This is a genomic window from Gluconobacter cerinus (assembly GCF_002723935.1).
Lineage (GTDB): Bacteria > Pseudomonadota > Alphaproteobacteria > Acetobacterales > Acetobacteraceae > Gluconobacter > Gluconobacter cerinus.
The window spans coordinates 22898-48984 of the sequence record NZ_BEWM01000003.1 but is presented as its reverse complement, the minus strand read 5'-3'; the positions used below and the strand labels follow the sequence as shown (position 1 = coordinate 48984).

The following is a 26087-nucleotide window of genomic DNA, read 5'->3' as shown; positions in this document are numbered from 1 at the left end:
AAGCGTCCTGAAACGTCAGCAGTAGATCAGGCTGCGGCAGCTGCAGCAGCGGCTGCTTCTGCAGCGCGAGCCTGAGCCTTGGCCTTCGGAGCGGACTTCTTCGGCTGCTCGCTGTAAGCAGGCTTCGGAGCCAGACCAGCGTTACCGAGGAAACGTGCAACGCGGTCGGTTGCCTGCGCGCCGTTGGACAGCCAATGCTGGATGCGCTCGCCATCGAGGCGGATACGATCAGCATGGTCGGACGGCAGCATCGGGTTGTATGCGCCAACCTTTTCGATGAAACGGCCATCGCGCGGGCTGCGGCTGTCTGCAACGACGATGTGGTAGTACGGACGCTTCTTGGCACCAGCGCGTGAAAGACGAATCTTGAGGCTCATGAAAAACTCCTGAAAGACAAACTTGAAAACTTGATGCTGATCAGACGAAAGGCGGGCGCCCACCGGGCTTGCCCATCCCCTTCATCATGTCGGCCAGACCACCTGCCCCACCCATTCCGCGCATCAGGCCACCAAGGCCCATTTTACTGATGCGCTTCATCATTGTGGACATGTCGTCAAACTGCTTGAGCAAACGGTTCACTTCCTGAACCGTCGTTCCAGAACCGGAGGCGATCCGCTTTTTACGGGATGCCTTGATGATTCCCGGCGTTTTGCGCTCCTGCTTGGTCATCGAAGAAATGATGGCCTTGTGACGTTTGAAAATCGATGTGTCGATCTCCTTGTCACCCAGCATATCCTTGATCTTGCCCATACCAGGAAGCATGCCGAGAATGCCCGAGATCGACCCCATACGGTTGATCTGGTTGATCTGGGACACGTAGTCATCCAGATCAAACTTACCGGCGAGCATCTTTTTGGCTACGCGCTCGCCTTCTTCGTGGTCGAGCGTTTCCGCTGCGCGTTCCACAAGGCCAGCAACGTCACCCAGCCCCAGAATACGACCAGCCACACGTTCCGGATGGAATTCTTCGAGCGCTTCCAGCTTTTCGCCAGAACCCGTCAGCTTGATCGGTGCGCCCGTAATGGCCTTCATGGACAGTGCAGCACCGCCACGGGCGTCACCATCCATACGGCTCATGACAACGCCGGTAATACCGACTGCTTCATTGAAGGACTTGGCTGTATTGACCGCGTCCTGCCCCGTCATCGCGTCCACGACCAACAGCGTTTCTGCCGGGTTCGTAACAGAACGGATCTCGCGAACCTCGTCCATCAGAGCTTCGTCGATAGACAGTCGGCCAGCGGTATCGAGAATGACGATATCGTAGCCTTCGCGACGGGCTGTTTCCAGCGCACGCTTCGCGATACCTACCGGCGACTGCCCCGCCACGATTGGCAGAGACTTTACCAGCCCTGTAATCGCGTTGACGCGCTCAGCAAGCTGCTGAAGCTGGAGCTGCGCTGCTGGACGCTGCACGTCCAAGCTCGCCAGAAGAATCTTCTTGCGCTCACGGGAAGAGAGACGCAGGGCGATCTTACCCGACGTCGTGGTCTTTCCCGAACCCTGCAGACCAACCATCAGCAATGGAACTGGCGGCACGGCTGAGAGATTCAGAGGAGCAACACCGGCGCCGCCGAGCGCGTCAATCAGGGCATCGTTAACGATTTTGGCGACAGCCTGGCCAGGAGAAACGCTTTCCAGCACTTCATGACCAACTGCACGCTCACGCACCTTATTGACGAAGTCCCGCACGACAGGCAGCGCGACGTCCGCCTCCAGCATCGCGAGACGAACTTCACGCATGGCCTCGGTGACATCAGCCTCCGAGAGCTTTCCATTCTTGGAAAGCCCTTCGAGGACACCGGACATCTTACCTGAGAGTTGATCGAACAACGGGCCACCTTATAGCAAGCAGAAACACGCCACTGCGCGAGCCTTCGCGATGTGGCGTGTCCGGAAACAGGTTCGCTCTATCGCTTCGTGACGCGGACGTCAAGCAATAGAGCGCCTCAACCTTAGAAATCAGGGTGCAGGCGGCGGCCCGTCTTCGGGCGGATGGCCCATAATGGCGTCCAACTGATCATGGAGCGAACGAATTTTCTCCATGGTCGCGTTCGCCTGGCGGCGCTGCTCAGGCGTCAGGATATCATGAAGCTTCTCCTGCGTCTCCAGTCGAGCCTGCGCTTCCTGCACATGCAGATCGGATTCCTGCTTGGTCAGATCAGCGAGAAGCGTACGATCCAGATCACCCTCTACAGAAAGAGCCGTGCGGATCTTGTCTCGAAGAGCCTTCAGTTTCTCATGCCGAGCCTTCATCTCTTCATGGCTTTGGCTGAAAATCTTATGGACCTGAGCCTTCTGGGCCTCAGTCAGAGTTATTCCCGGCGGGAACGGCGGAAGCATGCCCCCGGGGCCCGGCCTGCCATGCATGCCATCAGGCTGCGGTCCAGGCGCACCCGGATGGGCGTGCGCCAGTGCGGAACCAGCCAACAGCCCAACGGAAGCTAGAGCCGGAAAGAGAACAGAAAGACGAAATGCCGTCATGGATGCTATATCCTTGATGGTGATGAGAGGCGAAAAAGCGTTCCCGCCCCATTCCCTTCAAGATGACAGTTTTTTCGTTACAAAACGCCCCATGTCCTGTTTCGAAGAGTAAACCCCTCCAAGGTATGTAACAAAGAAGGAGGCTTGACGTGAGCGCCATCTCATCGCATGTAGCCGCCCACGTCCTGCACGCAGGACACGACTCCCGATTCTACGGTTGGGGTCTGGAGAGGTGGCCGAGTGGTTTAAGGCAGCGGTCTTGAAAACCGCCGTGCGTGGAAGCGTACCGTGGGTTCGAATCCCACCCTCTCCGCCAGAAGATATATTCCATGACATTCCATAATGCGCATCCGGTCTTGAATTCGGCGGGTTACCGACGATTTTAACGATCCAGAGCGTACTGTGGCAATCCTTGAAGCGCATGCAATGCGGGGGTAGTTATGGGGGTATCAGACTGGTCTTGGGGGTATCGATGCTGACAGATGTCCAGCTCCGGCGCCTTGCCCCGAAAGACAAGGCTTACAAGCTTGCAGACGCAGGTGGTCTTTTTATTCTCGTCCAGCCGAACGGATCGCGCCTCTGGCGTATGAAGTATCGCTTTGGTGGCAAGGAGAAGCTCCTTGCATTTGGCACTTATCCTGAAGTGACGCTCGCAAAAGCCAGAGACGCCCGGGATCAGGCGCGTAGCGAACTCCGTGCCGGTCGGGATCCTTCATTGACCCGCAAACAGCGTCAGGCAGAAGCCCGCCAGACAGATCGCCAACTCAGAAACGTTGGAGAAATCTGGATTGCTTCACAGGCTTCGCGCTGGACTCCGCGCCACCGGAAAGACGTCGAAACGAGTCTGGAGCGGTTCGTCTGGCCTGATCTGGGCTCTCTCAATCTTAACGATATCACTCCGCCAATGGTGCTCGCGACCATCAGAAAGATTGAAGCCGGAAGAGCCAGGGAAACGGCACGCCGGATACGCCAGAGACTGAGCGCGATTTTCCTGTTCGGAATCGCCCATGGTCTGGGCACGCAGGATCCCGCAGCGATCGTCAAGGGGGCACTCGTCCCGCTGAAAAAAGGTCGTCAGCCCGCCATCACCGATCTGGGGGAACTGCGCGATCTGTTCCGTCAGGTTGAAGCCATCCCGGCTCACCCTGTGACGTTACTGGCGCTCCGCTTTCTGGCCCTGACATCTGTACGTTCTGGCGAGGCCCATGCCATGGGATGGCACGAACTTTCAGAGGATCGATCCGCCTGGCTGATTCCGGCAGAGCGCATGAAGATGCGTCGGGAACATGAAGTCCCCCTTTCCCGACAGGCGCGGGAGATTCTCGAGGCAGTTTTCCTGCTGACAGGCAAAGGGCCGCTCGTTTTCCCAAACAACCGATGGGCGCATCGCCCGATGAGTGAGAACGCGCTCAGTTATCTTCTTCAGCGGGCAGGATATTCCGGGCGTCATTCTCGTCAATCATGAACGAACGCTACCCGTCCGACAGGGCCATCATCGACCTCATGCTGGCGCATCAGAACAAGAATCGGGTGGAAGCAGCCTATAATCGTGCTCTTCATCGTGAGCGACGAAAAGAACTTGCTCAGATCTGGGCCGATCTTCTTATGGAGAACGCTTCACCTCCAACTGGTTTGCTCGATCACCAAAAGCGATAGACAGCCCCCCATCTTTCAGTAGAAAGCAATACCAGATCAGAGAGCTTGATGAGGTCAGCTCTTAACGGGAGCATAATATCTTCTTAGTGGGGGATTGCTGCCTTTCCGCTTAGGAGCGTCCCGGTTGGTAAAGCAGACCTATGCCGTGGCTGAGACTGTGGCGTAAATCCCCCAACCTGTTCCGCCACAGGTTGGGGGATTTTCTCGGCACCCACATTCGGCTATAGCAAGTGAACAGGCTTGGCCCGCGCCTCCTCCCTCCCATCGGGGCAGTATCGTTCATACGGGGTATTGAGATCATCGAACCATCTGTTCGAGCACCGCATAAGGAGGGGTTGCGTTTACTGCTCGCAATGGAGGTTCCTTGATGAAGCTGTCTGCCCCAATCTATCAACTGAAGCGTCGAGCCAAACTGCTGGCTCGCAATGAAAATGTTCCCCTTCATACGGCGTTAGACCGTGTGGCACGCGATGAAGGATTTGCAAGGTGGGGTCTGCTTTCTGCTCGAGTTGCAACGGCTGCGACGGCGAGTGAAATGCTGTCCCGACTTTCTGATGGCGATATGCTCTTGATGGGAGCGCGGCCCGGTCATGGCAAAACCCTGCTCGGGCTTCAGCTCTTGCTCGATGCCATCCGTGACGGTCGGCGAGGTGTCTTCTTCACCCTCGAATATACCGAGCAGGAAACCCATGCCCGCATCCGGTCGCTGGAAGGCGGGTCATCAGGCCTCGGCACCGCTCTGGAAATCGTGACCTCTGACGAGATTTGCGCTGAATATATCATGCGCTACCTTGCCGATGCTTCCCCAGGCACAGTCGCCGTTATCGACTACCTGCAAATTCTCGATCAGCGGAGAAATAAGCCCGAGCTTTCGGAGCAAATAACTTCCCTTCAAAATTTCGCACGAAAGACCGGTAATATTCTAGCCTTCGTCTCCCAGATCGACCGTGGATACGATCCAGAGGTGAAACCCCTGCCGGATATGCAGGACATACGGTTGCCTAACACAGTAGATGTAGGACTTTTCTCAAAAGCCTGCTTCCTACATGACGGTAAGGCGCAGTTTCTAGCTATTGCCTGATGTGTTCGCCTACCGGGGCGCGTTCTCCGCGCCTCGGTAGGTTACCTTTGTCGGACATTCTTGCCGCTTGATACGATCGATCTCTTGCGACAGAAACCCGCGACGGTCAGCGAGCCTTGTTGAGAGTGGGGCGTGTGTCTGCATAAAGGCGACTGCCGCCGCTCTGTTCTGATTTTCTTAAACATACAGGAGAATTAGGAGGGAGAGCAGAGTGTCCGGTTTCGGACGTGCGTGAAAAAACCGGACGTCGATGATTTATGCCTTGCTGCCGAGGCGATCCTGCATCTTCGTTTCAAAATCGGAAGCGTCGTGACGTTCATGAAGTTGGCTGGAGAGGTCTCCGGATGTCCGGTTGACCATACGGCCGCGCTGAACGGCAGGCCGTTCTAGAAGTCGGTCTGCCCATGCTCTGAGATGGGAATAGCCCTGAACGCTCAGGAACGTGGCCGCATCATTGTAGAGCAAACCCTCTACCAGGCCACCGTACCACGGGAAAATGGCCATATCGGCAATTGTATATTCTTCGCCAGCTATGAAGGGGCTTTCCGCAAGACGCCGATCAAGCACATCCAGTTGACGCTTGGCTTCCATGGCAAACCGATTGATCGCGTATTCGATTTTCTCTGGCGCGTAAGCATAAAAGTGTCCAAAACCGCCACCAATATAAGGTGCACTGCCTACCTGCCAGAATAGCCAGTTCAGGCATGCCGTCCGATGAGCGATATCCCGGGGGATGAAGGCACCGAATTTTTCGGCCAGATACAACAGGATTGACCCGGACTCAAAAACGGCCAGAGGCTGATCGCCGCTGTGATCGACAAGGGCTGGAATCTTGGAATTCGGATTGATCTCCGTGAAGCCGGAGCCGAACTGCTCCCCTTCGCCAATGCGAATAAGCCAAGCATCATATTCGGCCTGCGTATGACCCGCACCAAGCAGTTCCTCAAGTAGGATCGTGACTTTGACGCCATTGGGGGTGCCAAGGGAATAGAGCTGAAGCGGGTGCTGGCCAATCGGAAGTGTCTGCTCATGGGTGGCCCCGGCAGTCGGGCGGTTCGTACTCGCGAATTTGCCGCCACTTGGTGCCGTCCATGTCCAGACTTTGGGGGGTGTATAATCGGAGGGGCCGCTCATGACGCTGTTCCTTTTGACGCTGAGGAGAAACTGGTCGGGTACATGGCCTGACGCGCGTCTTGATCCATGACAGTCTTGAATGCGTGCCCGTTCATGATGGCATGGGCACGATCGACTGCAGGACGAGCGTTCATTATGTCTATGAAACGGCTCAGATTGGGCCAGCGTTCCAACGGCCTGTCTTCACCTTTCATGACCCGCACTGCCCGGTCCAGCCAGCCCCAGGCCGACATGTCCACAATCGTATAATGATCGCCGACAATGAAAGATCGTCCTTCCAGATGATCGTTCAGGATCTGATAATGCCGCTCCGCTTCACGACGGTATCGATGGACCGCATAGTCCAGGCCTTCCGGCGCTGCATGCTGGAAATGCACCGCCTGTCCTGAGAAGGGACCAAGACCCGTTGCAACAAACATCAGCCAGGACAGAAGCTGGGGGCGATCCTGCGCCGTTCCGAGGAACTGTCCCGTTTTCTCAGCCAGATAGAGAAGGATAGCCGTGGAATCGAACAGGATTGCGGGACTGCCCTGCGGACCATCCGTGTCTACGAGAGCAGGAACCTTGCTATTGGGATTGATAGCCCGAAATGAGGGATCATGCTGGGCACCACGATAGGTATCGACCGGGATGGCTTCGAAAGCCATGCCTGTTTCAGCCAGAAACAGCGCAATTTTTGCCGGATTTGGACCGGGGCCATAGTAGAAGTGAATCATGAGCCACTCCCTTGGGTTCAGTGCAGGAAAAGTTTTTGTCTGATGGCGACTGGGATGGCCCTACTAGGAGCTGATAGGGCCATATCCAGACGCCAAAAGGCTGATAATCAGTTTGCCGAAGTCTGTGTTGCTTTTCGAAGTGCTGGCAGCATGTCTTCCGGCTCCGGGCGTCGGGTATAGTCCGGATTGACCTCGGCATAGAGGATTACGCCGTCCTGCCCGATGACGAAACGGCCAGGCATCGGCAGCGTCCAGCTGTCATCGCCATTGAAAGACGGAAGATCGTTTTTCAGGTTGGTGTAGAGGTCTACGAGATAGTCCGGCAGGACAAACCGCAGACCGAACGCTGCTGCAACGTCGTTATGCGGATCTGACAGGATGGGGAAGTCGAGATGGTTCTGACGGACCGACTTACGGCTGTTCACGGCCGTCTGCGGTGAGATGGCAATCAGGCTTGCGCCGACTTCACGGAAAGACGGAAGTGCAGCCTCAAGAGCTTGAAGCTCCATGTTGCAGTAGGGGCACCACACACCGCGATAAAAACTGATGACCAGTGGGCCTTTTGACAACAGATCTGCGGAGGACACCGGATTGCCCTCCGGGTCGTTCAGAATGAAGGAAGGAGCCTGGTCCCCTGCTTTGAGCGTGTTTTCCGCTGCACCCGAAGCAACCAGTTCAGCGGTTGCACGGTGCATGACCTCAATCACCGAAGCCGGAACATTATAAGGCGGCTTACCCGCTTCGAAATCAGCCTTGAAAGCGTCGAGTTTTGTCTGAAGAGACATGGGTGTTTCCTTTGAAATGAGGCGATGCCTGACGTTAGGGCTGCTGGTTTTTCAGGGATGATGGCATGGAGGACTATTGATCATTCCATGTCGGAATGGCTGTCATTCAGAGATTTTGGCCCGCTCAGTCTTGGGGAACGAGGGCTTCGATACGGGCGATGCCGTGTTGCACGGCAGGTCGGCTCTCGATGTCCGCATACCAGCGGGCGACATAAGGCGTGTCGTCGAGCGTGATGTTTGGAAAGCCGCGACGCCACAGCCAGCCGAAATGGGCGATATCGGCGATGGTAAACTCGTCTCCAGCCACGAACCGGTTTTTCGCCAGAACCGTATTGAGCACATGCAGCGTGCGGTTTGCCTCGGTGGCGAAACGCTCTAGCGCAATCGGCTCGGGCGTTGCTGCGAACCTTTGGAAAAAGCCGGATTGTCCGAAGGCTGGGCTGAGGCCAGAGGCATGAAAGAACAGCTGCTCAAAAACATGGGCACGGGCTTCGCCCTGAGCGGGAAGAAGCCGGCCTGTTTTCTCTGCAAGGAAAACGAGAATGGCGGCTGATTCTGTTAGAGAAAATGCCTGTTCCGTCTCCACAAGAACCGGCACCTTACCATTAGGGTTCAGGGCTAGAAATTTCGGGGTCTTCTGCTCCCCTTTATGGACGTTCACGCGGTGAAGCGTGTAGGGAAGATCAAGCTCTTCCAGTGCGATTGTCACCTTGACGCTATTGGGTGTTGCGAAAGCGTAGACATCAAGCATCGGCGGTTTCTCCCTGTCTTGTAGAAGACAGGCCGGAAATGACATGCCCCAGAAGGGCAGATGCAGCGTGCAATAGGCTGCCTGTCAGATGGAAAGCCAGAAGACTGTCTGCGACTACCAGCGCAGACGTAGCGCGTATGAATGAACCGGACATCTCTGGGCTCCTTCGAAACCCGGCCTGTCCGGGTTGATGCCTAAGAGATGCCTCTTCCGCACTCGACAGGGCAGAGCGCTTGAGGCGATAAGGTTCATTCCCTGGAGGAATATCATGGACCGTTATCAGGCAATGGCCACGTTCATACGCGTGGTGGACACGGGATCGTTCTCGGCCGCCACACGACAACTTGGGGTGGGACAGAACTTCTACGAGCGGGCCCGAAACGCCATTCAGGAGGCTGATGAAGCGGAACTTGCCGCAAAGGGAGCTGGTGCAGGTCTGTCAGGCCGATTGCGGGTCTCGGCGGCAACGACGTTTGCAAGGCTGCATATCATCCCGGAATTATCGCAGTTTCTTGCGGATCATCCTCAGTTGACCGTCGAAATCATTCTTGATGACCGGATGATCGATCTTGTGGCGGAAGGCGTCGATATTTCCCTGCGGATGGGGACACTCGCGGATTCCACGGCCATCGCCCGGAAGATCGCAACAGGACGACGCTCGGTCCTCGCCACGCCTGCCTATCTCAAACGGTCACCCGCCCTCCGCTCTCCGGCGGATCTGGCGAACCATGAGGCGATCATTTACAGCCAGTTACCAAGCGCCTGGTCATTCCTGCGAGAAGGTGCCGCGGTGTCGGTCTCTGTCAGTGGGCGCCTCAAGCTCAGCGCTGCGGAGGGGCTCAGGGCCGCCGTTCTGGCGGATATGGGCCTGACCATCGCGCCCGACTGGATGTTTGCGCCAAAACTGGAGAGTGGCGCCGTCATTCGTGTTCTTGACGCGTGGGCCCTGCCGACAATCGATCTCTGGGCCGTCTTTCCCGCAGGACGGATGATGACCGCCAAGGCCCGTCAATTCGCAGATTTCGTCGCGAGAATTATGGAGGTAACCAAGCCGTTACCGCTGGAGACTTCCACCGCTTAGGTTAGGCTCAGGACTCATAGCCAGAACATGACGGTTGCTGCAATGCAGATGGCGGAGAAGAAGACGGTGGGGCATCTGTCGTAGCGCGTTGCAACACGCCGCCAGTCCTGGAGCCTTCCGAACATAATCTCGATGCGGTTGCGACGTTTATATTTTCGCTTGTCGTATTTGACTGGTTTTTCTCGGGATCTTCGCCCCGGAATGCAGGGACTGATCCCTTTCTCTTCCAGGTCGTCCCTGAACCAGACGGCGTCATAACCTCGGTCCGCCAGCATCCACTGTGCCATAGGAAGACTGTCCAGCAGAGCAGCGGCACCGGTATAATCGGCTGACCTGTCCCGCCGTCATGAAGAAGCTCAGCAGTCGTCCGTTCTGATCCATAATCGCATGCAGCTTCGTATTCATGCCACCTATTGTCCTTCCGATCAGACGACCTGGATCCCCTTTTTTAGCCGCAGGCTTGAAGCCGTACGGTGCGCTTTGAGATACGTCGCATCAATCATGATCGTCTGAGGCTCGGCTTTCGCAGCAGACAGGCCATCCATCATCCGCATGAAAATGCCCATGTCGCCCCAGCGCTTCCAGCGGTTGTACAGTGTCTTGTGTGGACCGTATTCCCGGGGCGCATCACGCCAGCATAAGCCATTACGGTTCACGAAAATGATCCCGCTCAACACTCGACGGTCATCAACGCGAGGTTTGCCATAGCTCTTCGGGAAAAAGGGCCGCAGACGATCCATCTGTTCATCCGTCAGCCAAAACAAGTCGCTCATCTCCAGTCTCCTCGCAGAGCCTGAATCAGATTTCCGTAATCAAATCAATGGGTCCTGAGCCTAGGTTGTCGATACTAAAGTATTGAACCAAACATAATCAGGCTCAACCTCGCTCAATATAGGAAGAAAGGTGCCAGACGGCTAATCCCTGTCATATACTGGTTTTCCATCACCGGCGCACCGCTGGTAGCATATCCCAGGTACTAGGCTCCTCGGCCCCAAGCGCCCACGCAGATGTACCAACGTAAGCCACGTTCCACAGCAAAATCATAGCGCTCTTTCGTACTCCGTGCGTTGGGCACAAATACCCATTCTCGTAAATCATCCCGCTCAAACCAGAAGAACGCCTCATGGGCACTTGAAGCCCACTGGATCAGTGCCCCGGAACGTTTCGCCAAAGGAATCCATTCGTCGGCATCGATATAATCGACAGTAATATTCGGCGCCTCGCTTTTGTCCGGACGGACGGGATTGCCCGTCGACCAGTGATAACCATAAAGGGGAATCCCCAATGATATTTTGTGTGCCGGGACAAACCTAATCGTATAATTGACGTTTTTTACCATCCAATCCCACCCACCCACAGGACCGGGCGTCGTCCATCGCATATTCTGGTCATAGGTCATGAGTGAAATAAAATCGACTACTTGTCCAAGCGCCTTCATATCGTACGCACCACGCCAGTAATCCCACATCCAGCGAGAAAACTTGCCTTCACCCGGATAGCCCGGAGCACTCGGCACCACCGCGATAGAAAAGATAAGATGGTTTGTATGAAAGACCTGAGCTACTTCCCGCACCATCGCACTCAACGCGTTTCGATCCGTAAGGGCTATATTTTCAAAGTCGAGTTGAAACCCACCGAAATGATACGTTCGACACGTCTTCAGTAACTGATCAATCAGCAGGCGATGCGCTTTTGGATCGTTCAAAAGCGCATGCAACGCCCCCCGCTCACTGGCACCGACAATCGGTTCAACATCTATATTATGAGTAACCGCGAGATCAAGCACACGCCTATCTACATGGCCGGTCACCACTCCATCGGCACCCACTGAATACCAAGCGGGGGCCACGACATCGATCTTGTCCAGATGCTTACTGAATGAGTCGAAGGATTGAGTGCTATTAAGTAGATAAAACAACTTCTCAGGTGCATTAGCTTCTGCCGACGCCACTTTCCAGAACAACGTTGCCCCCAACGCGAAGAATGCTCGAAACCACCTCCCCCTCTAGTCCTTCTCAATTTCACGCACTGGTCAATGACAGAATAGTACTTTGGTCGACGCACTTTTATCGATCTGAATACTATTCTCTTAGCAACAGACGACTAGAAGATCAACAAAATAGCTATGCCGTCCAGCGTCAGACCAGATTTTTGGCCACCTAAGTGGCGGGCTCGAAAAGCCTGAACAGCGGAGATCACCATCTCATACCGAATTTAGAGCCGACGTCGCATCAATCCACACCCATGCGTCAAACTGCCTGAAAAGGTCAGCTTCCAGATAACATTCGTCACGTTCCCGCTCAGGATGATAGAAAGTCCCAAATGTGCGTCCAGGGCGTAACTCGGAAGGTCTGGCACGCCTCTGTGTGGTGTCCATCAGGAAACGAGGAAAAGACACATTGTGACAGAGATTTTCCCAGCTTTCAGGAATAGGTATTCCAATCCTCATAGCTTCAGGAGCATGGCCACGCCCTCTTGATGCGAAAATCGATCCTTGGCCAGTGCCAAAACCGATCAGGCAGGCTTCATCTCCGAATTGATTTTTCAGCAGCTCGCCAAGACTGGTCTGGTGCCGCCGATAGCCAATTTCGCTGAAAGCCGCATGACCAACATGGTTATTATGCGCCCAGATAATAATTCTGGCATCAGAGCCGAATTTTTCCAGTATTTCGTGAACAACTAAGAACATATGCGTGTCACGCACATTCCACTTTGTCACGAAATCTTTTGCTTCGGAGCGTTCGAAGCGCTCGCTATTGACGACTGACACTCCACACAAAAGGGCATTGAACCAAAGTTCGCGCTCTGGCCCGGGAGCTTTCGGTTCTGTATGCCGAAACGACGACAGCAGTTCTGAAATCAATTGAGCAGCTTCAATCCGGAATGGATCGGAAGCCAGCGATGCATATGCGGCAGGATCATCTTTGAAATTCAGCATCCCAGACCGAAGATGACGGGCCTGTTCAACCAAAGGGGAGTTGCTTCCCTCCAGATACCCAACCAATTCGTTCATGGACGAAGCCGTTTTAAGACAATCCAGACCAAAGATCGCAACACGCTCTTTGAGCGGTAAATGTCTGTTCCACTCACTGATCCATGAAATCAAGGCGCGGAATTCCTCGTTTTTCCAGACCCAGTTATTGGCATGGGGGAACGCTTTATCCCAGTCCACCTCTCCAAGTGCGAGCCGGACAAAGCGATCAAGCACCATCACGTCACAAGGGTCTGCCTCGATTGCCAGAATTTTATGACCGTATTCGCTGATGAAGCGCTTCGTAATCGCCGCACGCGCCGTATAGAAATCGCCGGTCCCATGGCTCGCATCCCCCAGAAGCAGCAGCTTCGCATCCGAAAAACGATCAAAATGCGTCGCAAATGACGAATTTTCGATGGGTGGCAGCTCGTCGAGAAGTGAGCAATCAAGCAGCATCAGGAAAATTCCGCATTGTTACAGACTCTGGAGCACGCATTCAGAGTTATTTTACCGGGCCATATTGCAAGCTAATGCTGAACTGATGGACCTGATGCAGCACAGCCATCAGTAACCGATACAAGGGTTAGATTTTGACTGAAGAGCGTCCGGTCATAGCAGCCTGCAACACTGTCGTTTATTCTGGATTCTGCCCTTGATGAGCTGAGACTGGGCAGCGCTCTGGTCCCGTCTTTAACAAGTGGAATTTCCGCTTTTGCATCTACGGATGTTTGCATTTCCCTGCTCCTGAAAGACGGGAAATCCGTGTTGATGTTTCGTACCAGCCCCTGGTGAACATCGTAGCTATACTTCTGGTCGTTCCCCGCACCCGATCTCCCTTGGAGAATGACAAGGGGAAAACGCTCGATGGTATCGTAGTTCGCGCGAGAGCCCACTCCGGATTGAGAAAAATGCGTTTCTATGTTTGTACTCTGGTCGATTTTACTTCCTGTATAAGACGTCAAATATGTATTATTGAATGATATCTCCTGAGTGATTTTTGTTTGTACGCGCCCTTTAGAAGTCTCTACAAAACCCTCAAGAGAAATATTCCGGTGTGCTTCGGTGAGAGACCTCCCAGAAAAATCCGGTTTTGACGGCAACTTCCTGTTTATCGAGATGATGACAGGTTCGACATCACCTCGAATGAGGCGTCCGGAGACGATCTCCCTTACCGGATCGCGCCAGGCCAGCACTGTCGCCGTGACCACCTCACTCCGCCGGACCCCAACGACACTGAGAGCGACATGATGCGGCTTCCCATCATTCAGAGTTCCTGCAAAAGGCGTCAGATTGATGCGATAAGACGAGAGATTGAGGGTCTCGATCCCCGGGATCTGCTTCCATAAAACGGAATTGAGGCCACCCGTATAAATCCAGGGAAAGACAGGAGCTACGCCAGCGAGCTTCCCATCAATACGGACCTCGGTTTCCCGGTAAGGGTAACCGCAGGTGTTGTCATCAGGCGTCACAGCGGCAGCGTTTTCCCGCATTGGCATGCACATGTACCAGAATTCGTCCACCTGTTGCGGCATAGCCAGAACATCAAGCGCAAGGCGGGTCATGTTTCGCGGAAAGCTCTGAGTGCTGTCGAAAATGGGTGCCTTGGCATTCAGAGCAACAGGTTGCTGATGCAGTGCGAAAACCAGATTGGGTCCATCAGGAGCTTTCTGGCCGCTTTCTAAGGGATAAAAAACCAGTCGGGCGGAAGCGACTATTCGTGCCTTGTTGGCTCCGGCGATACCATTGACGAGCTCAGCCTCACCAGAAACAGGCTTGTGCAGTAAGGACGCATAATCGGTTATGTCCCGCTCCACATGCCATAGCGGTGCAAAGGACGCACCAGGCTCAGCTGTGGTTCCCGTAAAGAGATTAACACCACCGAGACTGACACGGGCCGTACGATCATATTGTTGACCGGTGCTGATATGAAAATCAGCTTCGAAAACGATCTTTCCCCATGGCGTGGGACAATTTGGGGGCGGCATGTAATCAATCGGCTTTGGAAGGCTGCCTTCAAAGGCAATATTGGAAAACAGTTCTACCTCACAGGGCGTCGTATTCGGTCTGGGCACCAGAAAATCAGACGTTGCTACCGCATGTGTGCCAATTTCAGGACTGGACGCCATTACGACAGGTGATCCAGGCTGACACGCCATGGCTGGGGACGCAGTCGAAATACTTGCGAACCCCGCACAAGCGAAAGCCATACGAAATAATTTAACAATTCCGTTATTCATTATATGAAATTCCTTAATATTTCTTGATAAATATTAGATTTCTATTTCTTCATGAACGTTGCATGCGCAATTCGGTGAGGCTCTGCGAAATCATTGAGGTATCTCATGAGCCACATATGAGCTGGATCATTAGTCAAATGAGAAGGCCATTGCACATAAATTGGGGTTTCCATTGTTGCAAATGGCAATTTCAAAACCTTTACTGGGAATCTGGAGGCGTAATATTGTAGAACCCAGCTACTTCCTGTGGCCACCAGATCAGTTCCGATAATGAGTTCAGCAAGCGTTCCATAGCGCCCTGTAGTGGCCGAGACGCGCATTTTGGAAAAAATTTCCTGCGGCACGACATTGAAGTTGGATGTTTCAGAGACTGCTGCATGACGCGCATCAAGATACTGCTCCATGCTGATCGTGGATTTTATGGAAGGATGCTCATCCCAAACCATGCACGACAGGCGATCTTTCATGAGTTCCGTTGATGGAAACTTGTGATCTACCAGAGCTTCAGGTGAAATTATCAGATCTACTCCTGTTTCAAACAGGTCCGCATGTGTTGTCCTGTTTAACGTAGAGACCACAACACTGATATCACGCGCTTCAGACAGCATTTTGGGAACAACACGCCCAAGCAGCATTGTGGCCAGACTTTCGGAAGCTGCCAGCCTAAACGTTTTCCGGCTCGTTTGCGGATCAAATGTAACCTGAAAATTCAAGGTCTCATCGACCTCGATCAAGAGCTTTCGGACCCGGGCTCGCAATCCCTGCGCTAGCGGCGTAAGAACCCTTTTCCCGTTTAAATAAATAATGAGATCGTCATTCAACTGACCTTTCAGCTTTTTCAGAGCAACACTGATTGCAGGCTGACTGACATGGGTTAACTGGGCGGCCTCTGTCAGCGACGACGTATTCAATATGGCATCCAGCGTATAAAGCATATTCAGGTTCAGGCGCCTGAGAGACATGCGGTCCGGCTCATCTTTAGACATCATGAATTCAGGCTCCTGTACTTGTGGCGACGGACTGATCTCTCATTCTATAACGCAACATCTGCTCATCAAGAGCATCGGAAACGAAGAAAAGATCGCTGCAAACCTGAAGGAACCGGCTCTCGCTGTTCCCGTGATCAGGCGCTTTTGCAAGCTTCATGACAAAGTCTCCAAAAGCGCTTGGAAAAGATATACCGCCGCTTTCGATCAGAAGAACGAATAGGATATCGTACCGCGGAACATCCGGGGGCCACTAACGGAGACATAAGTCGGAGTACTGGTAACCCCGAAAATGTTCCTGTTTTCAAGATTCGTGATCCCGAAATTGAATTTCAGCTTTTTGTACGAATACAGAAAATTCATATCAATTTCATGCTGAGCTCCAATCATGTATTTTGGATAATATGAAACCGCAGCACTGCTGCCATTTCCATATACCCCGAATGACACCCCGGCATTTTTAAGAAAACCGCTTTGCAGTGTGTAGCTGGTAAAGAGGCTGTATTTCACCTTAGGCTGGGCAGCCACAATATACTTATTCAGGCTATTCGAAAGGAAGCGGAACCCTGCGTATGTAAAGCTTCCCGACACCTGCCAGCCCGGCAGAATGGTACCACTGACATCAATATCCACACCCTGCGTTCTCATGCCAGGGAGAACAATATATCGATTGGTCGAGCCTGCTGCCAGAATAGGGTAGTTGCTCTGATCCAGCTGGTATACGGACGCGACAACATCCAGCTTCTTCTTGAAAAATTGCCCCTTAACACCGGCTTCTAGGTTGGTGGTTGTCTGAGATGGCAGGAGTTTGTTGTCTGTGCCGATCGAGAAGTTCGGCGTGAATCCCTTTGTCCAGCTCGCATAGATGGAGATCTGTTTATTGATATCGACAACGAGACCGGCAATCGGGGAGAGCTTGCTGATGGTTTTGGCGTTTGATGTATTTCCCCACGACCGATAGCTGGTATTGCGGACCGCACCAAAGAAATGGAAACGCCCATACTCTATCAGATCCTGGCCATAAAAACCGAGCTGGCGAGACCCGAGGCTGTACTGAAAATCCGTAGCCGGAATAAAGCCCGCAAGATTTGGTGACTTGTTTACAGGAGCCACTGTGAACGTCGTCAGCAAAGATGCTTTCGGAGCATAATCCGATACGGTATAATCGGAATAATTCAATCCAACAGAGATCGTATGCTTCAGCATAAAAGTATGAATTTTTGCCCTGAAATAGTCATCAGTGGCATATTGTGTTGAAACCTGCTTGTCGATGGACTGCATGATCAGGTAGTTGCCGCTCCCGACATTGGCCGCCGGACCATACATGTTTACGAGCGTTGTCGAATTGGAGACGTGGCTTCGACTGACAAAAGTCAACCAGCGATTGATGTTCCAGGTTGTTTCATAGAACCACCGCGTGTTCCACGCCGTAATTCCCTGATTATTTGGACCGTATTCTTTGCCGTAAGTCACGATCTGGGGATCCGCCCCTACGGCCGGAATAACGGCATAGCCGGTCTGTGGCTGACGGACCTTCGAGTTTTCCACGCCGACCGTTACGTCAATTGTACGATTTTTAAATCTGACCGAAGGCGCAACCGAGTATTCTTTTCTGCCTTTATATCCGGCCCAGTTAAGTTTCTGATCCGCAAAATCGCCAACAATCCGCGCGCTCCAGGTCTTGGCGCGGTTCAGTGCTGTGGAGCCGTCTACAGTGAATTTCCGATCGTTGTAGGATCCATACATTCCCTCAACATTCAGAAGGTTTTCCGCGACAGGCTTCTTCGTGACCACATTCACGGATCCGCCCATGTTGTTTCCCCCCGAAAGCAGGGCAGCGGGGCCTTTGAGAACCTCGACACGTTCGACATTCGCCGTCGGCTGCATGGCTCCTGTAGGGTCAAGCATGCCGTTCGTCATGCCGGTCGCTGTCCATCCACGAACCGTATAACTGTTGGAGCCCTGAAGGTTGCTGCGGTTGACGGTCATGCCGCTGGCGTTTCGCATGGCATCCGCAATGGTCTGGATCTGCTGGTCTGCAATCAGGGCGCTGGTGATCGTACGCGACGACTGGGGCAGATCCCGGATTGAGCCGCCAGTTCTCGTCGAAGACGCAGATGAGTCCACATTGTACTGTGTTTCGGCCTCGTTCCGCTTGGCGCGGACATTCATGCTTTCCCGGTTGGCCGGCTGGATATAGACCGCCCCCGCTTTGTCCGTATAAATGGTATAATCCGTTCCAACGAGGGCCTGTTCCAGCGCCTCGCCCGCTATCCGGGACTTTACCGGCGCCGCATAGACCGTGTCAGGCACATCCGGCCCAATAGTCACTGGAACGTGCATCCGGAGCGAAATCTCTGTAACAGTTTTCTTCAGGGACTGGCGGGGCAGCACGACGATTGTGTCAGAAACCTGCTTGAAGCTGCTCTGCAAAGCCCCCGTCTCTGCTGCGTAAGCAGGAGCATAAGCCCCCATGAGGCCTGCCGTGACATACAGTGATACGTTTCGCTTTAGCAACGAAGTGTTCATATTAACCCCACCATGATTGCGTGGACCTGTTGCACGCAATTCTCAGTCCTTATTTAAAAAATTCCAGAAGCCGATTTGAAGAGCTGGTGCTCTTCAGCATGTACATCGGACCTGATCCTGTGAATTCTGGAGCGTGGAAATAATAATCTGAAACGCCGCCTGTCTTTGTCTGATGGCTTCTTCATGCTGGATCCGGTGAAAATCCATCATATCCTTGTGTTCTTTGGGGTAACGTTCTTCAAGAATTCCAAAAACATGAATGAATTCTTTTGGATCTTTTCTTGTCTTGCGTTCTTCGGTGTGGATCCTGTCGAGAAGCTTCTTGGTTTCCTCGAAACTGATCAGACCCTGCTCACCGACTTTCTGCTGAACCGCAGCGTCCCGGCGCGCATTGATCCAGGAACGGAACGTATCTGCCACGACAGAGCGTGATGTCCGCGGATTCCAGGCCGCCGCTTCAATCACCGCCCCGAACTTGGCTTCCGGACTGTCCGGGACTGCCTGATCTGTTGCAGCAATCGCCTCGGACCGAGCCTTGCGCCATTCCGCAGGCTGAGGCGATTTTCCTGCCAGTTCAGCGTCATGCAACGCCATCACATCCGTCAGGGCAGCGCGCAAAGGGTGATTTTCCGAGAGAGAGGCGATATCTGTCTCCGTCTCTTTCAAGAAATGGACAAGAACAACATTGCCACATGCATTCAGATCCGCACCCACCGGCAGCGCTTCCAGCAGAGAAATCTGTGCTGCCTTGGCGTCTTCAGCGGAAGGCAGTATCACTGCGACCATATCCAGCAAAAGGGCCATCCATTTCGGCAGGCCGGACTCCTCAACCCACTGATCAAGGTCATCGCTCCCCAGCAAACCGCCGACCAGACTTCCACCTTTCCCATCCCAGTAGACGGGACGGCTGTTCCAATCGCCCGATGCTTGGAAGGCTTGAGCTTTCTGCAGCATGGAGCACTTGAGTGCCGGATTATCCTGAAAAGACTGCATCATGGTCAGCACCCGAGGTTACGGTCAATGAAAGCAGCAATGCGGCTTTTGGTCTGAAGACCTGCAAAACGCTCGCGCTCCTCGCCATCTAAAAAAAGGACGACGGTGGGCAGGCCACGAACATGATATTTGCCGACGATTTCCGGGTTCTCATCGGCGTTGACTTTTGCCACCACCACTTCCCCCGCATACGTCTCGGCTGCATCATCCAGAATGGGCATCAGCTGCTTGCAGGGCGCGCACCACGGCGCCCAGAAATCCACAACAACGGGGAGTTCCGAGTTCAGGACGACATCGTCAAAGTTTTCTTGTGTAACAGTGATGATAGTGCTCATGGATCTTCTCTTCTCAGGATCTGGATTTTTCGGGACGATATCGGTGCAAAAGAGGAGTCATGATCCCTTCCCGCCCACGATCAGGTCGTCCACGCGCAATGTTGGCTGCCCTACCCCGACCGGCAGGGTCTGACCGGATTTGGAGCACACGCCGACGCCACCATCGAGCATCCGGTCGCTGCCGATCATGCTGATCTGTCGCAGCGTATCCGGACCGTTCCCGAGGATCGTAGCACCCACAACAGGGGCGCTGAGTTTTCCGTTTTCGATCAGGAACGCCTCGGACGCCTCGAACACGAAGCGACCGCTTGTGACGTCCACCTGACCGCCGGAAAGGTTGTCGACATAAAGTCCATGCCCGACGGATGCGATGATTTCCGCGGGGTCCATGGTGCCGGCTTCCATGTAGGTATTCGTCATGCGCGGCAGCGGCAGGGACGCATAGGACTGGCGGCGGCCATTTCCGGTCGAGGCACAGCCCATCTGCCGCGCACTCAGCAGATCGTGCATGTATCCCCGAAGGATACCGTCCTCGACCAGAACCGTCCGATGGCTCCCGACACCCTCATCGTCCATGTTAAGGGATCCCCGGCCGCCGGGAACCGTGCCATCATCAAGGATCGTAACGCCCGGTGCCGCGATCCGCTCTCCGATCCGCCCTGAGAAGGCCGAACTGCCACGCTGGTTGAAATCGCCTTCAAGCCCATGGCCCACCGCCTCGTGCAGAAGAACGCCGTTCCAGCCTGCGCCAATGACTACAGTCATCGGGCCTGCGGGCGCGGGGCGGCCTTCCAGCTTCGTCAATGCCGAAGACACAACCTTCCGGACAAGAATTTCGACCGCATCAGGGGTCAGCACCTCATATCCGGCACGTCCGCCAAATCCGGAGCCGGACATTTCACGGCGACCATCGGCCAGAACCGTCACGACAACAGCCAGCTTGACGAGCGGACGGATATCGCCGCTCGAAAACCCGTCATGCCGCGTGACCCAAACTGTCTCGTGCGAGGCCTGCACGCTGGCATTGACCGACACGACCCGCGGATCCAGCGAACGGGCGAGCTCGTCGATCGAACGCAGCAGCGCAATCTTGCGATCCGCATTCCAGGACAGCAGCGGGTCCGCAATCCCGTACAGATCCGCCCGTTCGGAACTGCTTTGTTGCATGGTACCAGTCGGCGCGACCGGGGTGGCGTCGCCATATCCTTCGGTCAACTGGCGCGCCATCATCTCCATGGCGGCACGATCAATCCGCTGGGACGAGGCGAAAGAAACCTCCGCATCCCGCATCGCGCGCATGCCATATCCGAGATCGATCCCGAAGGTCCCCGCCTTGATTTTGCCGTTCTCGATCCGCCAGTTTTCGGACGCACGGGACTGGAGGTAGATATCCGCGAAATCTCCCCATTTCCCCAACGCGTTTTCAGAAACCTTCCGCAGAAAGGCTTCATCCAGCCCGTAGCGCTCCACAAGGGCGGAACGCGCGCCTGCAATACGACTGCTCTTCATGCTATTTTCCGCAAGACCTGACATCTCAGACGCTCCCCCCGACGGACATATCGGCAAGGAGCCACGATCCCGTCCGGAAAGGCCCGCGCTCGACCGTATCCGCACCGACCGCGACGAGACCCGAGAACATCTCCCGCAGGTTCGAGGCGACCGTGACCCCGGCAACCGGATGCACAATCTTTCCATCTTTCACCCAGGCCCCCCGTACCGCGCGGGAAAATGTTCCGGTGGTCAGGTCTGACGAACCGGCCATATGGGTGATTAGGAGGCCGGTATCGAGCTTCCTGAGCATCTCTTGCAGGGTATCGGACGGGGCTGTCAGCGCACTGGCAATCTCCATGTTGTAGGTCTGTCCGCCATTTCCGGTCGGCGCCATCTTCAGCGAGCGGGCCGAATACAGATCCAGAAAATATCCGCGCAGCACCCCCCGATCCACCACGTTACGGACCGTCCCGGCGATCCCGTCCGCATCATAAGGCGCGCTGGAGCGCCCTCTCAGACGAAAAGGATCTTCGGAAATGCTGACATGTTCGGGGAAAACCGCCTCGCCCAGCGTGTTGGCAAGGAACGAGTTTCCCTGACGCAGCAGCGGACCGGAAACGGCGCGCATGAACTCACCGAGCAGCCCCGTGACCGTGGGCGCATCGATTAGGACGCGATATGTGCCGGTCGGGATCTGCTGGCCACCGATTGCGCCGAGCGCACGTTCACCCGCGATGCGGCCGACATCCGCTGCCGTCTCAAGCTGCTCTACGCTCCGCTCGCTGCTGGACCAGCCCTCGACCTGACGTGCCCCATCGCGCATGGCGATGGGGGAGCAGGAAATCCCGTGCTGGGTCCAGGGAATGGCGCCCATGAAACCCTTGCTCGATGCCAGAAAGGACAGTCCGGTCGAGCTCCACAGGGACGCGCCTTCCGTCTGTTGGATGCAGGGATCGACAGCGAGCGCACTCTCCTCCGCTTCAAGCGCCATTGCCAGCGCGTCCGGATAGCGGATGTCCCACGGATGAAAAAGGTCCAGATCGCGGACATCGGCGCAGTAGTCGGACGCATCGGAAAACGCTGCAAGATCGTCACGCTCACCGTACCGGGCGATATCGATCGCAGCATCCAGAGCGCGCCTGACGGCATCGGGTGAAAAATCCGTCGTGGCGGCCGAAGCCCGGATGCCCTTGCAAATCACGCTGATCAGCGCATTACGCCGGATGGAGTTGTTCCGCTGAAGCGGCTGCCCGTTGCGCGCGCCCACGGTCCAGTTTTCGGTTTCCTGCAGGGAAATCTGCACATCATCGGCACCCGCTATCTTCCCGAAGGTGAAGGCCTGGTCTGCGATCTGTTCAAAGTCCTGCCGGAGACGGACGATCTCGCTGCGATGAAGCATGTCAGAGCTTCCTGTTTGAAGAGAGGAGAGAAACTGGCGATGTCGGCGCAGTTTCAGAAAGGGTGGCGGTCCCGTTCGCGATATGCAGGCGCCTGTCATGCAGCCGCACGATATTGGGGGTGTGCGCCACACTGATGAGTGTCAGATCAGGGCGTGCCAGAAGATTGGCGTAGAGGGCGTCTGCCGTGTTCTGGTCCAGCCCGGAGGTAGCCTCATCGAGAATGAGAATGTCAGGGGGAGACACGAAAGCCCGCGCCAGTGCGAAGCGCTGCTGCTCACCGGGCGAGAGACGCTGGTTCCAGTCTCCCCCAATGTCCAGCTGGGCCACGAGCCAAGAGAGGCGGAACTGGCACAGGAGATCCGCACAAAGTTCGCGGGCCTCTTTGGACGGCGGCTGCGTCTGAAGCATCAGTTCCAGCAGGGTCCCGTGCGGCAGATAAGGCAGCTGCGGCAGAAACGTAATCCGGGCGTCCTGCGGAAGGGTGATCGCGCCCTCCCCGATCTGCCACAGCCCCGCCAAGGCCCGCAGAAGAGTGCTTTTCCCACTTCCGGAAGCACCCGTGATGACCCATTTGTCGCCCGGCGCGATCTCCCAATGCCCGATCTTCAGCAAAGGAGCGCTCTTACCGGGAAGAGACAGCACCAGACCCGAGACGGAAACGTCGTCAGAGGCGGTGTGGCTCAGAGCAATCCCCGTCTCCTCGGGCATCTGAATGGCGTCAAACAGGACAAACAGTCGATCGAAGGATGCATTCGTCTCGGAATACATCGGATACATCTGCATCAGCCAGGTCAGGGAAGAGCTCAGCGTCTGGAACGCCGACTGCGTCTGCATGATGTCGCCATAGGTCATGCGACCGGCCATGTAACGCGGAATGGTCAGGACCAGTGGCAGAACGCGCTGGAAATGGCTGACAATCTGCATGACGAAGGAAATGACGACGCTCATCCGCTGCTGCGCAAAATAGTTGTGCATCACCGCGGAAAGAGCCGTCACGATCCGCAGATGCTCGATCCGGCTGCGGGCCATGAAGGCGATCTGCTCAGCGTGTTTGCGGACGGAGACCAGAATGAAGCGCAGATCGCCTTCATAATGCTGCTGGCGCATGTTCAGGCGCGTCAGCTTGCGGCCGATCCGAAAAATGATCCCGGTCGCGAGAATGGACGTCACATATGCCGCAAGGACGATATCATAGCGCGTTGTGATCTCATGTCCGAAGAGATGAAATGTCACAGGCGCCGATCTGCGAACCAGTAACGCGGTAAAAATCGCAATGGAATACAGGGACCGAAGGCTTCCCATGAAGATGCCGAACACGCCGCTGATAACGAGCCGGACGTCTTCCGCAATACGCTGATCCGCGTTTTCAACGCGTTCAGCCCGCTCTATGAAGTAAAAGCGGTCATTGCTGAGCCATGCTTCCGTCACAAGCACCGAGATCTTGTTGCGCCACAGCATCCCGAGAACGTTTTCAAGATAAACCCCGAAATATGTCAGGCTGTAGACGAGTGAGCCGACTGCCACGAACTCGATGGCATAGCGGGGGATGACCGCAATGTTTTTGTACTGAAGCGCATCGAACAGCGCCTTGTTGATGCCAGTCTCAATGGCAAAAAGATAAACGCCACCGAACTGGATGCCTAGGCACAATAGCAGGAGCGGCCAGGCTTTTTTCCAGTCCTTCGACAGGAAGAAAGCCCCGACGACCTTGCCTAGAAAATAGATTTTCCTGAAGGAGCGGCTTCGGGTTTCCCATGCAGACACGGAAAAGGAGGTCACAGGCGTCGTCATTGCGCAGCCCTGTAGCGGCGCTGAAGCCCGTAACCGAAAGCCCGGTTTTCGGATGGATTATCATGCCGCATGTCCGTCCGCCCCTCTTTGAGAACACAGATGTTCCTGTGGAAGAGGAATTTCCTACCCCACAGAAGAACTGTCCGTTTTAGAAGAGCAACAAATATAACATAGCGCCAAATGAAAAATTTATATAACGTATATAACTCTAGTTTATGGGAGATGCCGCATCCCACTGCAGAATATGCCGCAATCGAAGGGTAGCGTTTCGCCTTACGGGTGATCCTAGCGAGCCGGCCCCTATGCTTTGGCATCCACGTCCAGCACTTGAATCACATCAGGCCGATTTTCCAAGCATGCTCTCAGGCTAGAGCACATAGCCACAGCAAGAGCCGCGGACTGAGCTGCGAAAAGGTTTCTCAGTCGCGCCGACAAAGAAATTGCTCATGAGCAGTGCGGAGGCAGGATACGGCGCATTTGCATGCAGCTGACTGAGAATTGTTCGATGTGGCTTCCATTCATCAGAGTGCCCCACGTGCTCCATTTCAACCCAACAGCGAAATCCGATATAGACTAAATTCCGCCTGCCATAGCACGTCCCGCGTGGTATTTAATTCCGTGGTCTGATGGGTTGGCAACATCAATGATCCGAACGCTTTCAAAGCCCTCCTTAATCGTTGGCGGCTCAAACAGGTTATGAACAGAGCGTATGGATTTTTCCGGAACCTGCTTGTCGGGAGCCCGCAGCGCGTTTTGCGCAAGCGCAGTGTCGAGAGAAACCCTGATCCAAACGGCTTCCAGCACGGCGTCGGCTGAGCGGGCAATGTCGATGATCGGCTGGCGATGCCGAGCACCTGGGAGAGCTGCGTCGAAGTAAACTTTTTTACGCTGAGGCAGCTGAGTTGCAATCCATGTTGATTTGCCTGCCCCTTGCAAACCGCAGACGACGATCACCGTGGCATCGGGAGTTGTGGAAAGAAGACGCTGGAGTGCAGCAAAGGCGCATTGCCACGCTTGAACATTTCGTTCGGGCGTCCAGATACGGCCTGTATCGGTTTCCAAAAAAACGTCCGGATTGATGATGGTGTTTTCTAACTGTCGTGCAGGAAAAGCTCTCATGCTGGCCTCGTGGGAAGAATGCTCGTATTGATCATCTGCAGCGCTGCAGTAATGTTCTCCTACCGCACCTTAAAATAAGCCGAATACTGGCGAGTACAGTAGAAATACCTCAATGTGCCGTTCGCTCCAAAATTCTTACAAGCCTGACATTAAGACACCCTAACGCTTTTAAAAGCGTAATCCTCCGCCTTTTTCTGAACAATCACTCATTCTTTATAGCCTATTTTGGTTTTTTCTTATTATTAGACATAGGGTAAGGAGCATAAAAATAGGACCCGCGAGGGTCTCTCGAAGCGTGTTCCAAGGACGCTTATGCAAGGATAAAGTTTACTCCTGGAAAGACAGCGTGATCGTCTCTGGCCCTCTTTGCGAGAGACATTTTAACCCACGCAGGTCTGTAACCATTCTGGTTGTCGCGGCAGCTTTTTTTTGGGGGGGGGAAGTGGAACGTCTGCTTTCGGGCTTCCACCACGAAAAGCGGAAATGGTTTCACCAAAGACATAATTTTGACGGATAAAGTAGATATTTTCATGTTTTACGAATT

24 protein-coding genes, 1 tRNA gene and 1 pseudogene are annotated in these 26087 nt (G+C 54.6%); 5 read left to right on the top strand and 21 right to left on the bottom strand.

Annotated elements, in window-relative coordinates; genetic code table 11:
• Positions 1-26: 26 nt before the first annotated feature.
• The 3 genes from rpsP to GCE01_RS07325 form a co-directional block, all read right to left on the bottom strand.
• Positions 27-377, bottom strand: coding sequence for a 30S ribosomal protein S16 (rpsP, locus tag GCE01_RS07335; protein WP_099212690.1), 351 nt, complete (start codon positions 375-377; stop codon positions 27-29).
• A gap of 40 nt (positions 378-417) precedes the next feature.
• Positions 418-1833, bottom strand: a complete 1416-nt coding sequence (ffh, locus tag GCE01_RS07330; RefSeq protein ID WP_099212092.1) for a signal recognition particle protein — start codon at positions 1831-1833, stop codon at positions 418-420.
• A gap of 129 nt (positions 1834-1962) precedes the next feature.
• Positions 1963-2484 (bottom strand): Spy/CpxP family protein refolding chaperone, encoded by a 522-nt coding sequence (locus GCE01_RS07325; RefSeq protein WP_099212090.1) that lies wholly within the window; start codon positions 2482-2484, stop codon positions 1963-1965.
• Positions 2485-2710: 226 nt separating this feature from the next.
• On the opposite strand from GCE01_RS07325, the gene GCE01_RS07320 reads away from it, so the two are divergent.
• The 4 genes from GCE01_RS07320 (at position 2711) to GCE01_RS07310 (ending at position 5221) form a co-directional block, all read left to right on the top strand.
• Positions 2711-2800 (top strand) — tRNA-Ser (locus GCE01_RS07320).
• Positions 2801-2956: 156 nt separating this feature from the next.
• A complete protein-coding gene (locus GCE01_RS07315; RefSeq protein ID WP_306310177.1) occupies positions 2957-3949 on the top strand; it encodes a tyrosine-type recombinase/integrase in 993 nt (330 codons plus the stop codon).
• On the top strand, positions 3946-4140 hold the full coding sequence (locus GCE01_RS17400) for a hypothetical protein (RefSeq protein ID WP_306310176.1): 195 nt from the start codon (positions 3946-3948) through the stop codon (positions 4138-4140). The genes GCE01_RS07315 and GCE01_RS17400 overlap by 4 nt, the downstream gene beginning before the upstream one ends.
• Positions 4141-4507: 367 nt before the next feature.
• Positions 4508-5221: a DNA helicase gene (locus tag GCE01_RS07310; protein ID WP_099212088.1), complete on the top strand. Its 714-nt coding sequence runs from the start codon at positions 4508-4510 to the stop codon at positions 5219-5221.
• A gap of 255 nt (positions 5222-5476) precedes the next feature.
• Here GCE01_RS07310 and yghU read toward each other — a convergent pair whose 3' ends face one another.
• The 5 genes from yghU to GCE01_RS16850 all read right to left on the bottom strand — a co-directional run bounded on the left by yghU (position 5477) and on the right by GCE01_RS16850 (position 8761).
• Positions 5477-6355, bottom strand: a complete 879-nt coding sequence (gene yghU, locus GCE01_RS07305) for a glutathione-dependent disulfide-bond oxidoreductase (RefSeq protein ID WP_099212086.1) — start codon at positions 6353-6355, stop codon at positions 5477-5479.
• Complete coding sequence (locus GCE01_RS07300; RefSeq protein ID WP_099212084.1) at positions 6352-7071, bottom strand: glutathione S-transferase family protein; 720 nt, start codon at positions 7069-7071, stop codon at positions 6352-6354. The genes yghU and GCE01_RS07300 overlap by 4 nt, the downstream gene beginning before the upstream one ends.
• Before the next feature lie 107 nt (positions 7072-7178).
• A complete protein-coding gene (locus GCE01_RS07295) occupies positions 7179-7856 on the bottom strand; it encodes a peroxiredoxin-like family protein (RefSeq protein ID WP_099212082.1) in 678 nt (225 codons plus the stop codon).
• 124 nt (positions 7857-7980) lie between these two features.
• Complete coding sequence (locus tag GCE01_RS07290; RefSeq protein ID WP_099212080.1) at positions 7981-8607, bottom strand: glutathione S-transferase family protein; 627 nt, start codon at positions 8605-8607, stop codon at positions 7981-7983.
• A complete protein-coding gene (locus GCE01_RS16850) occupies positions 8600-8761 on the bottom strand; it encodes a hypothetical protein (RefSeq protein WP_158092997.1) in 162 nt (53 codons plus the stop codon). Before GCE01_RS16850 ends, GCE01_RS07290 begins: the two co-directional genes overlap by 8 nt.
• Before the next feature lie 114 nt (positions 8762-8875).
• Between GCE01_RS16850 and GCE01_RS07285 the strand changes: the two genes are divergently transcribed.
• On the top strand, positions 8876-9688 hold the full coding sequence (locus GCE01_RS07285) for a substrate binding domain-containing protein (protein WP_099212078.1): 813 nt from the start codon (positions 8876-8878) through the stop codon (positions 9686-9688).
• A gap of 14 nt (positions 9689-9702) precedes the next feature.
• Here the strand turns inward: GCE01_RS07285 and GCE01_RS07280 are convergent.
• The 13 genes and pseudogenes from GCE01_RS07280 to GCE01_RS07220 all read right to left on the bottom strand — a co-directional run bounded on the left by GCE01_RS07280 (position 9703) and on the right by GCE01_RS07220 (position 25543).
• A pseudogene (locus GCE01_RS07280) lies at positions 9703-10461 on the bottom strand (IS5 family transposase).
• Positions 10462-10664: 203 nt separating this feature from the next.
• Positions 10665-11651 (bottom strand): glycosyl hydrolase family 18 protein, encoded by a 987-nt coding sequence (locus tag GCE01_RS07275; RefSeq protein WP_211516768.1) that lies wholly within the window; start codon positions 11649-11651, stop codon positions 10665-10667.
• Between the two features lie 240 nt (positions 11652-11891).
• Positions 11892-13118, bottom strand: a complete 1227-nt coding sequence (locus GCE01_RS07270; RefSeq protein ID WP_099212076.1) for an erythromycin esterase family protein — start codon at positions 13116-13118, stop codon at positions 11892-11894.
• Positions 13119-13189: 71 nt separating this feature from the next.
• On the bottom strand, positions 13190-14788 hold the full coding sequence (locus tag GCE01_RS07265; protein WP_167386137.1) for a peptide-N4-asparagine amidase: 1599 nt from the start codon (positions 14786-14788) through the stop codon (positions 13190-13192).
• A gap of 152 nt (positions 14789-14940) precedes the next feature.
• Positions 14941-15888, bottom strand: coding sequence for a LysR family transcriptional regulator (locus GCE01_RS07260; protein WP_099212072.1), 948 nt, complete (start codon positions 15886-15888; stop codon positions 14941-14943).
• A 4-nt stretch (positions 15889-15892) separates the two neighbouring features.
• A complete protein-coding gene (locus GCE01_RS16845; protein ID WP_167386136.1) occupies positions 15893-16045 on the bottom strand; it encodes a hypothetical protein in 153 nt (50 codons plus the stop codon).
• Between the two features lie 47 nt (positions 16046-16092).
• Positions 16093-18414 carry a TonB-dependent siderophore receptor gene (locus GCE01_RS07250; RefSeq protein WP_145995780.1) on the bottom strand — a complete coding sequence of 774 codons (2322 nt, stop codon included), beginning with the start codon at positions 18412-18414 and terminating at the stop codon, positions 16093-16095.
• A gap of 93 nt (positions 18415-18507) precedes the next feature.
• Positions 18508-19410, bottom strand: coding sequence for a hypothetical protein (locus GCE01_RS07245; RefSeq protein ID WP_145995779.1), 903 nt, complete (start codon positions 19408-19410; stop codon positions 18508-18510).
• 2 nt (positions 19411-19412) lie between these two features.
• Positions 19413-19742, bottom strand: coding sequence for a thioredoxin (gene trxA, locus GCE01_RS07240; protein WP_099212064.1), 330 nt, complete (start codon positions 19740-19742; stop codon positions 19413-19415).
• 57 nt (positions 19743-19799) lie between these two features.
• A complete protein-coding gene (locus GCE01_RS07235) occupies positions 19800-21251 on the bottom strand; it encodes a metallopeptidase TldD-related protein (RefSeq protein WP_099212689.1) in 1452 nt (483 codons plus the stop codon).
• A gap of 25 nt (positions 21252-21276) precedes the next feature.
• On the bottom strand, positions 21277-22632 hold the full coding sequence (locus GCE01_RS07230) for a TldD/PmbA family protein (RefSeq protein WP_167386135.1): 1356 nt from the start codon (positions 22630-22632) through the stop codon (positions 21277-21279).
• A 1-nt stretch (position 22633) separates the two neighbouring features.
• On the bottom strand, positions 22634-24412 hold the full coding sequence (locus GCE01_RS07225; RefSeq protein ID WP_167386134.1) for an ABC transporter ATP-binding protein/permease: 1779 nt from the start codon (positions 24410-24412) through the stop codon (positions 22634-22636).
• Positions 24413-24997: 585 nt separating this feature from the next.
• The gene (locus GCE01_RS07220) at positions 24998-25543 is read right to left on the bottom strand and encodes a kinase (RefSeq protein WP_099212058.1); all 546 of its coding nucleotides are present in this window, start codon (positions 25541-25543) and stop codon (positions 24998-25000) included.
• Positions 25544-26087 lie beyond the last annotated feature (544 nt).

What these genes read in the sequence shown, in the direction of transcription:
- rpsP (WP_099212690.1), bottom strand. Translation starts at nt 377, where the DNA reads ATGAGCCTCAAGATTCGTCTTTCACGCGCTGGTGCCAAGAAGCGTCCG.
- GCE01_RS07325 (WP_099212090.1), bottom strand. Translation starts at nt 2,484, where the DNA reads ATGACGGCATTTCGTCTTTCTGTTCTCTTTCCGGCTCTAGCTTCCGTT.
- GCE01_RS07315 (WP_306310177.1), top strand. Translation starts at nt 2,957, where the DNA reads ATGCTGACAGATGTCCAGCTCCGGCGCCTTGCCCCGAAAGACAAGGCT.
- GCE01_RS17400 (WP_306310176.1), top strand. Translation starts at nt 3,946, where the DNA reads ATGAACGAACGCTACCCGTCCGACAGGGCCATCATCGACCTCATGCTG.
- GCE01_RS07310 (WP_099212088.1), top strand. Translation starts at nt 4,508, where the DNA reads ATGAAGCTGTCTGCCCCAATCTATCAACTGAAGCGTCGAGCCAAACTG.
- yghU (WP_099212086.1), bottom strand. Translation starts at nt 6,355, where the DNA reads ATGAGCGGCCCCTCCGATTATACACCCCCCAAAGTCTGGACATGGACG.
- GCE01_RS07300 (WP_099212084.1), bottom strand. Translation starts at nt 7,071, where the DNA reads ATGATTCACTTCTACTATGGCCCCGGTCCAAATCCGGCAAAAATTGCG.
- GCE01_RS07295 (WP_099212082.1), bottom strand. Translation starts at nt 7,856, where the DNA reads ATGTCTCTTCAGACAAAACTCGACGCTTTCAAGGCTGATTTCGAAGCG.
- GCE01_RS07290 (WP_099212080.1), bottom strand. Translation starts at nt 8,607, where the DNA reads ATGCTTGATGTCTACGCTTTCGCAACACCCAATAGCGTCAAGGTGACA.
- GCE01_RS16850 (WP_158092997.1), bottom strand. Translation starts at nt 8,761, where the DNA reads ATGTCCGGTTCATTCATACGCGCTACGTCTGCGCTGGTAGTCGCAGAC.
- GCE01_RS07285 (WP_099212078.1), top strand. Translation starts at nt 8,876, where the DNA reads ATGGACCGTTATCAGGCAATGGCCACGTTCATACGCGTGGTGGACACG.
- GCE01_RS07270 (WP_099212076.1), bottom strand. Translation starts at nt 13,118, where the DNA reads ATGCTGCTTGATTGCTCACTTCTCGACGAGCTGCCACCCATCGAAAAT.
- GCE01_RS07265 (WP_167386137.1), bottom strand. Translation starts at nt 14,788, where the DNA reads ATGGCGTCCAGTCCTGAAATTGGCACACATGCGGTAGCAACGTCTGAT.
- GCE01_RS07260 (WP_099212072.1), bottom strand. Translation starts at nt 15,888, where the DNA reads ATGATGTCTAAAGATGAGCCGGACCGCATGTCTCTCAGGCGCCTGAAC.
- GCE01_RS16845 (WP_167386136.1), bottom strand. Translation starts at nt 16,045, where the DNA reads ATGAAGCTTGCAAAAGCGCCTGATCACGGGAACAGCGAGAGCCGGTTC.
- GCE01_RS07250 (WP_145995780.1), bottom strand. Translation starts at nt 18,414, where the DNA reads ATGAACACTTCGTTGCTAAAGCGAAACGTATCACTGTATGTCACGGCA.
- GCE01_RS07245 (WP_145995779.1), bottom strand. Translation starts at nt 19,410, where the DNA reads ATGATGCAGTCTTTTCAGGATAATCCGGCACTCAAGTGCTCCATGCTG.
- trxA (WP_099212064.1), bottom strand. Translation starts at nt 19,742, where the DNA reads ATGAGCACTATCATCACTGTTACACAAGAAAACTTTGACGATGTCGTC.
- GCE01_RS07235 (WP_099212689.1), bottom strand. Translation starts at nt 21,251, where the DNA reads ATGAAGAGCAGTCGTATTGCAGGCGCGCGTTCCGCCCTTGTGGAGCGC.
- GCE01_RS07230 (WP_167386135.1), bottom strand. Translation starts at nt 22,632, where the DNA reads ATGCTTCATCGCAGCGAGATCGTCCGTCTCCGGCAGGACTTTGAACAG.
- GCE01_RS07220 (WP_099212058.1), bottom strand. Translation starts at nt 25,543, where the DNA reads ATGAGAGCTTTTCCTGCACGACAGTTAGAAAACACCATCATCAATCCG.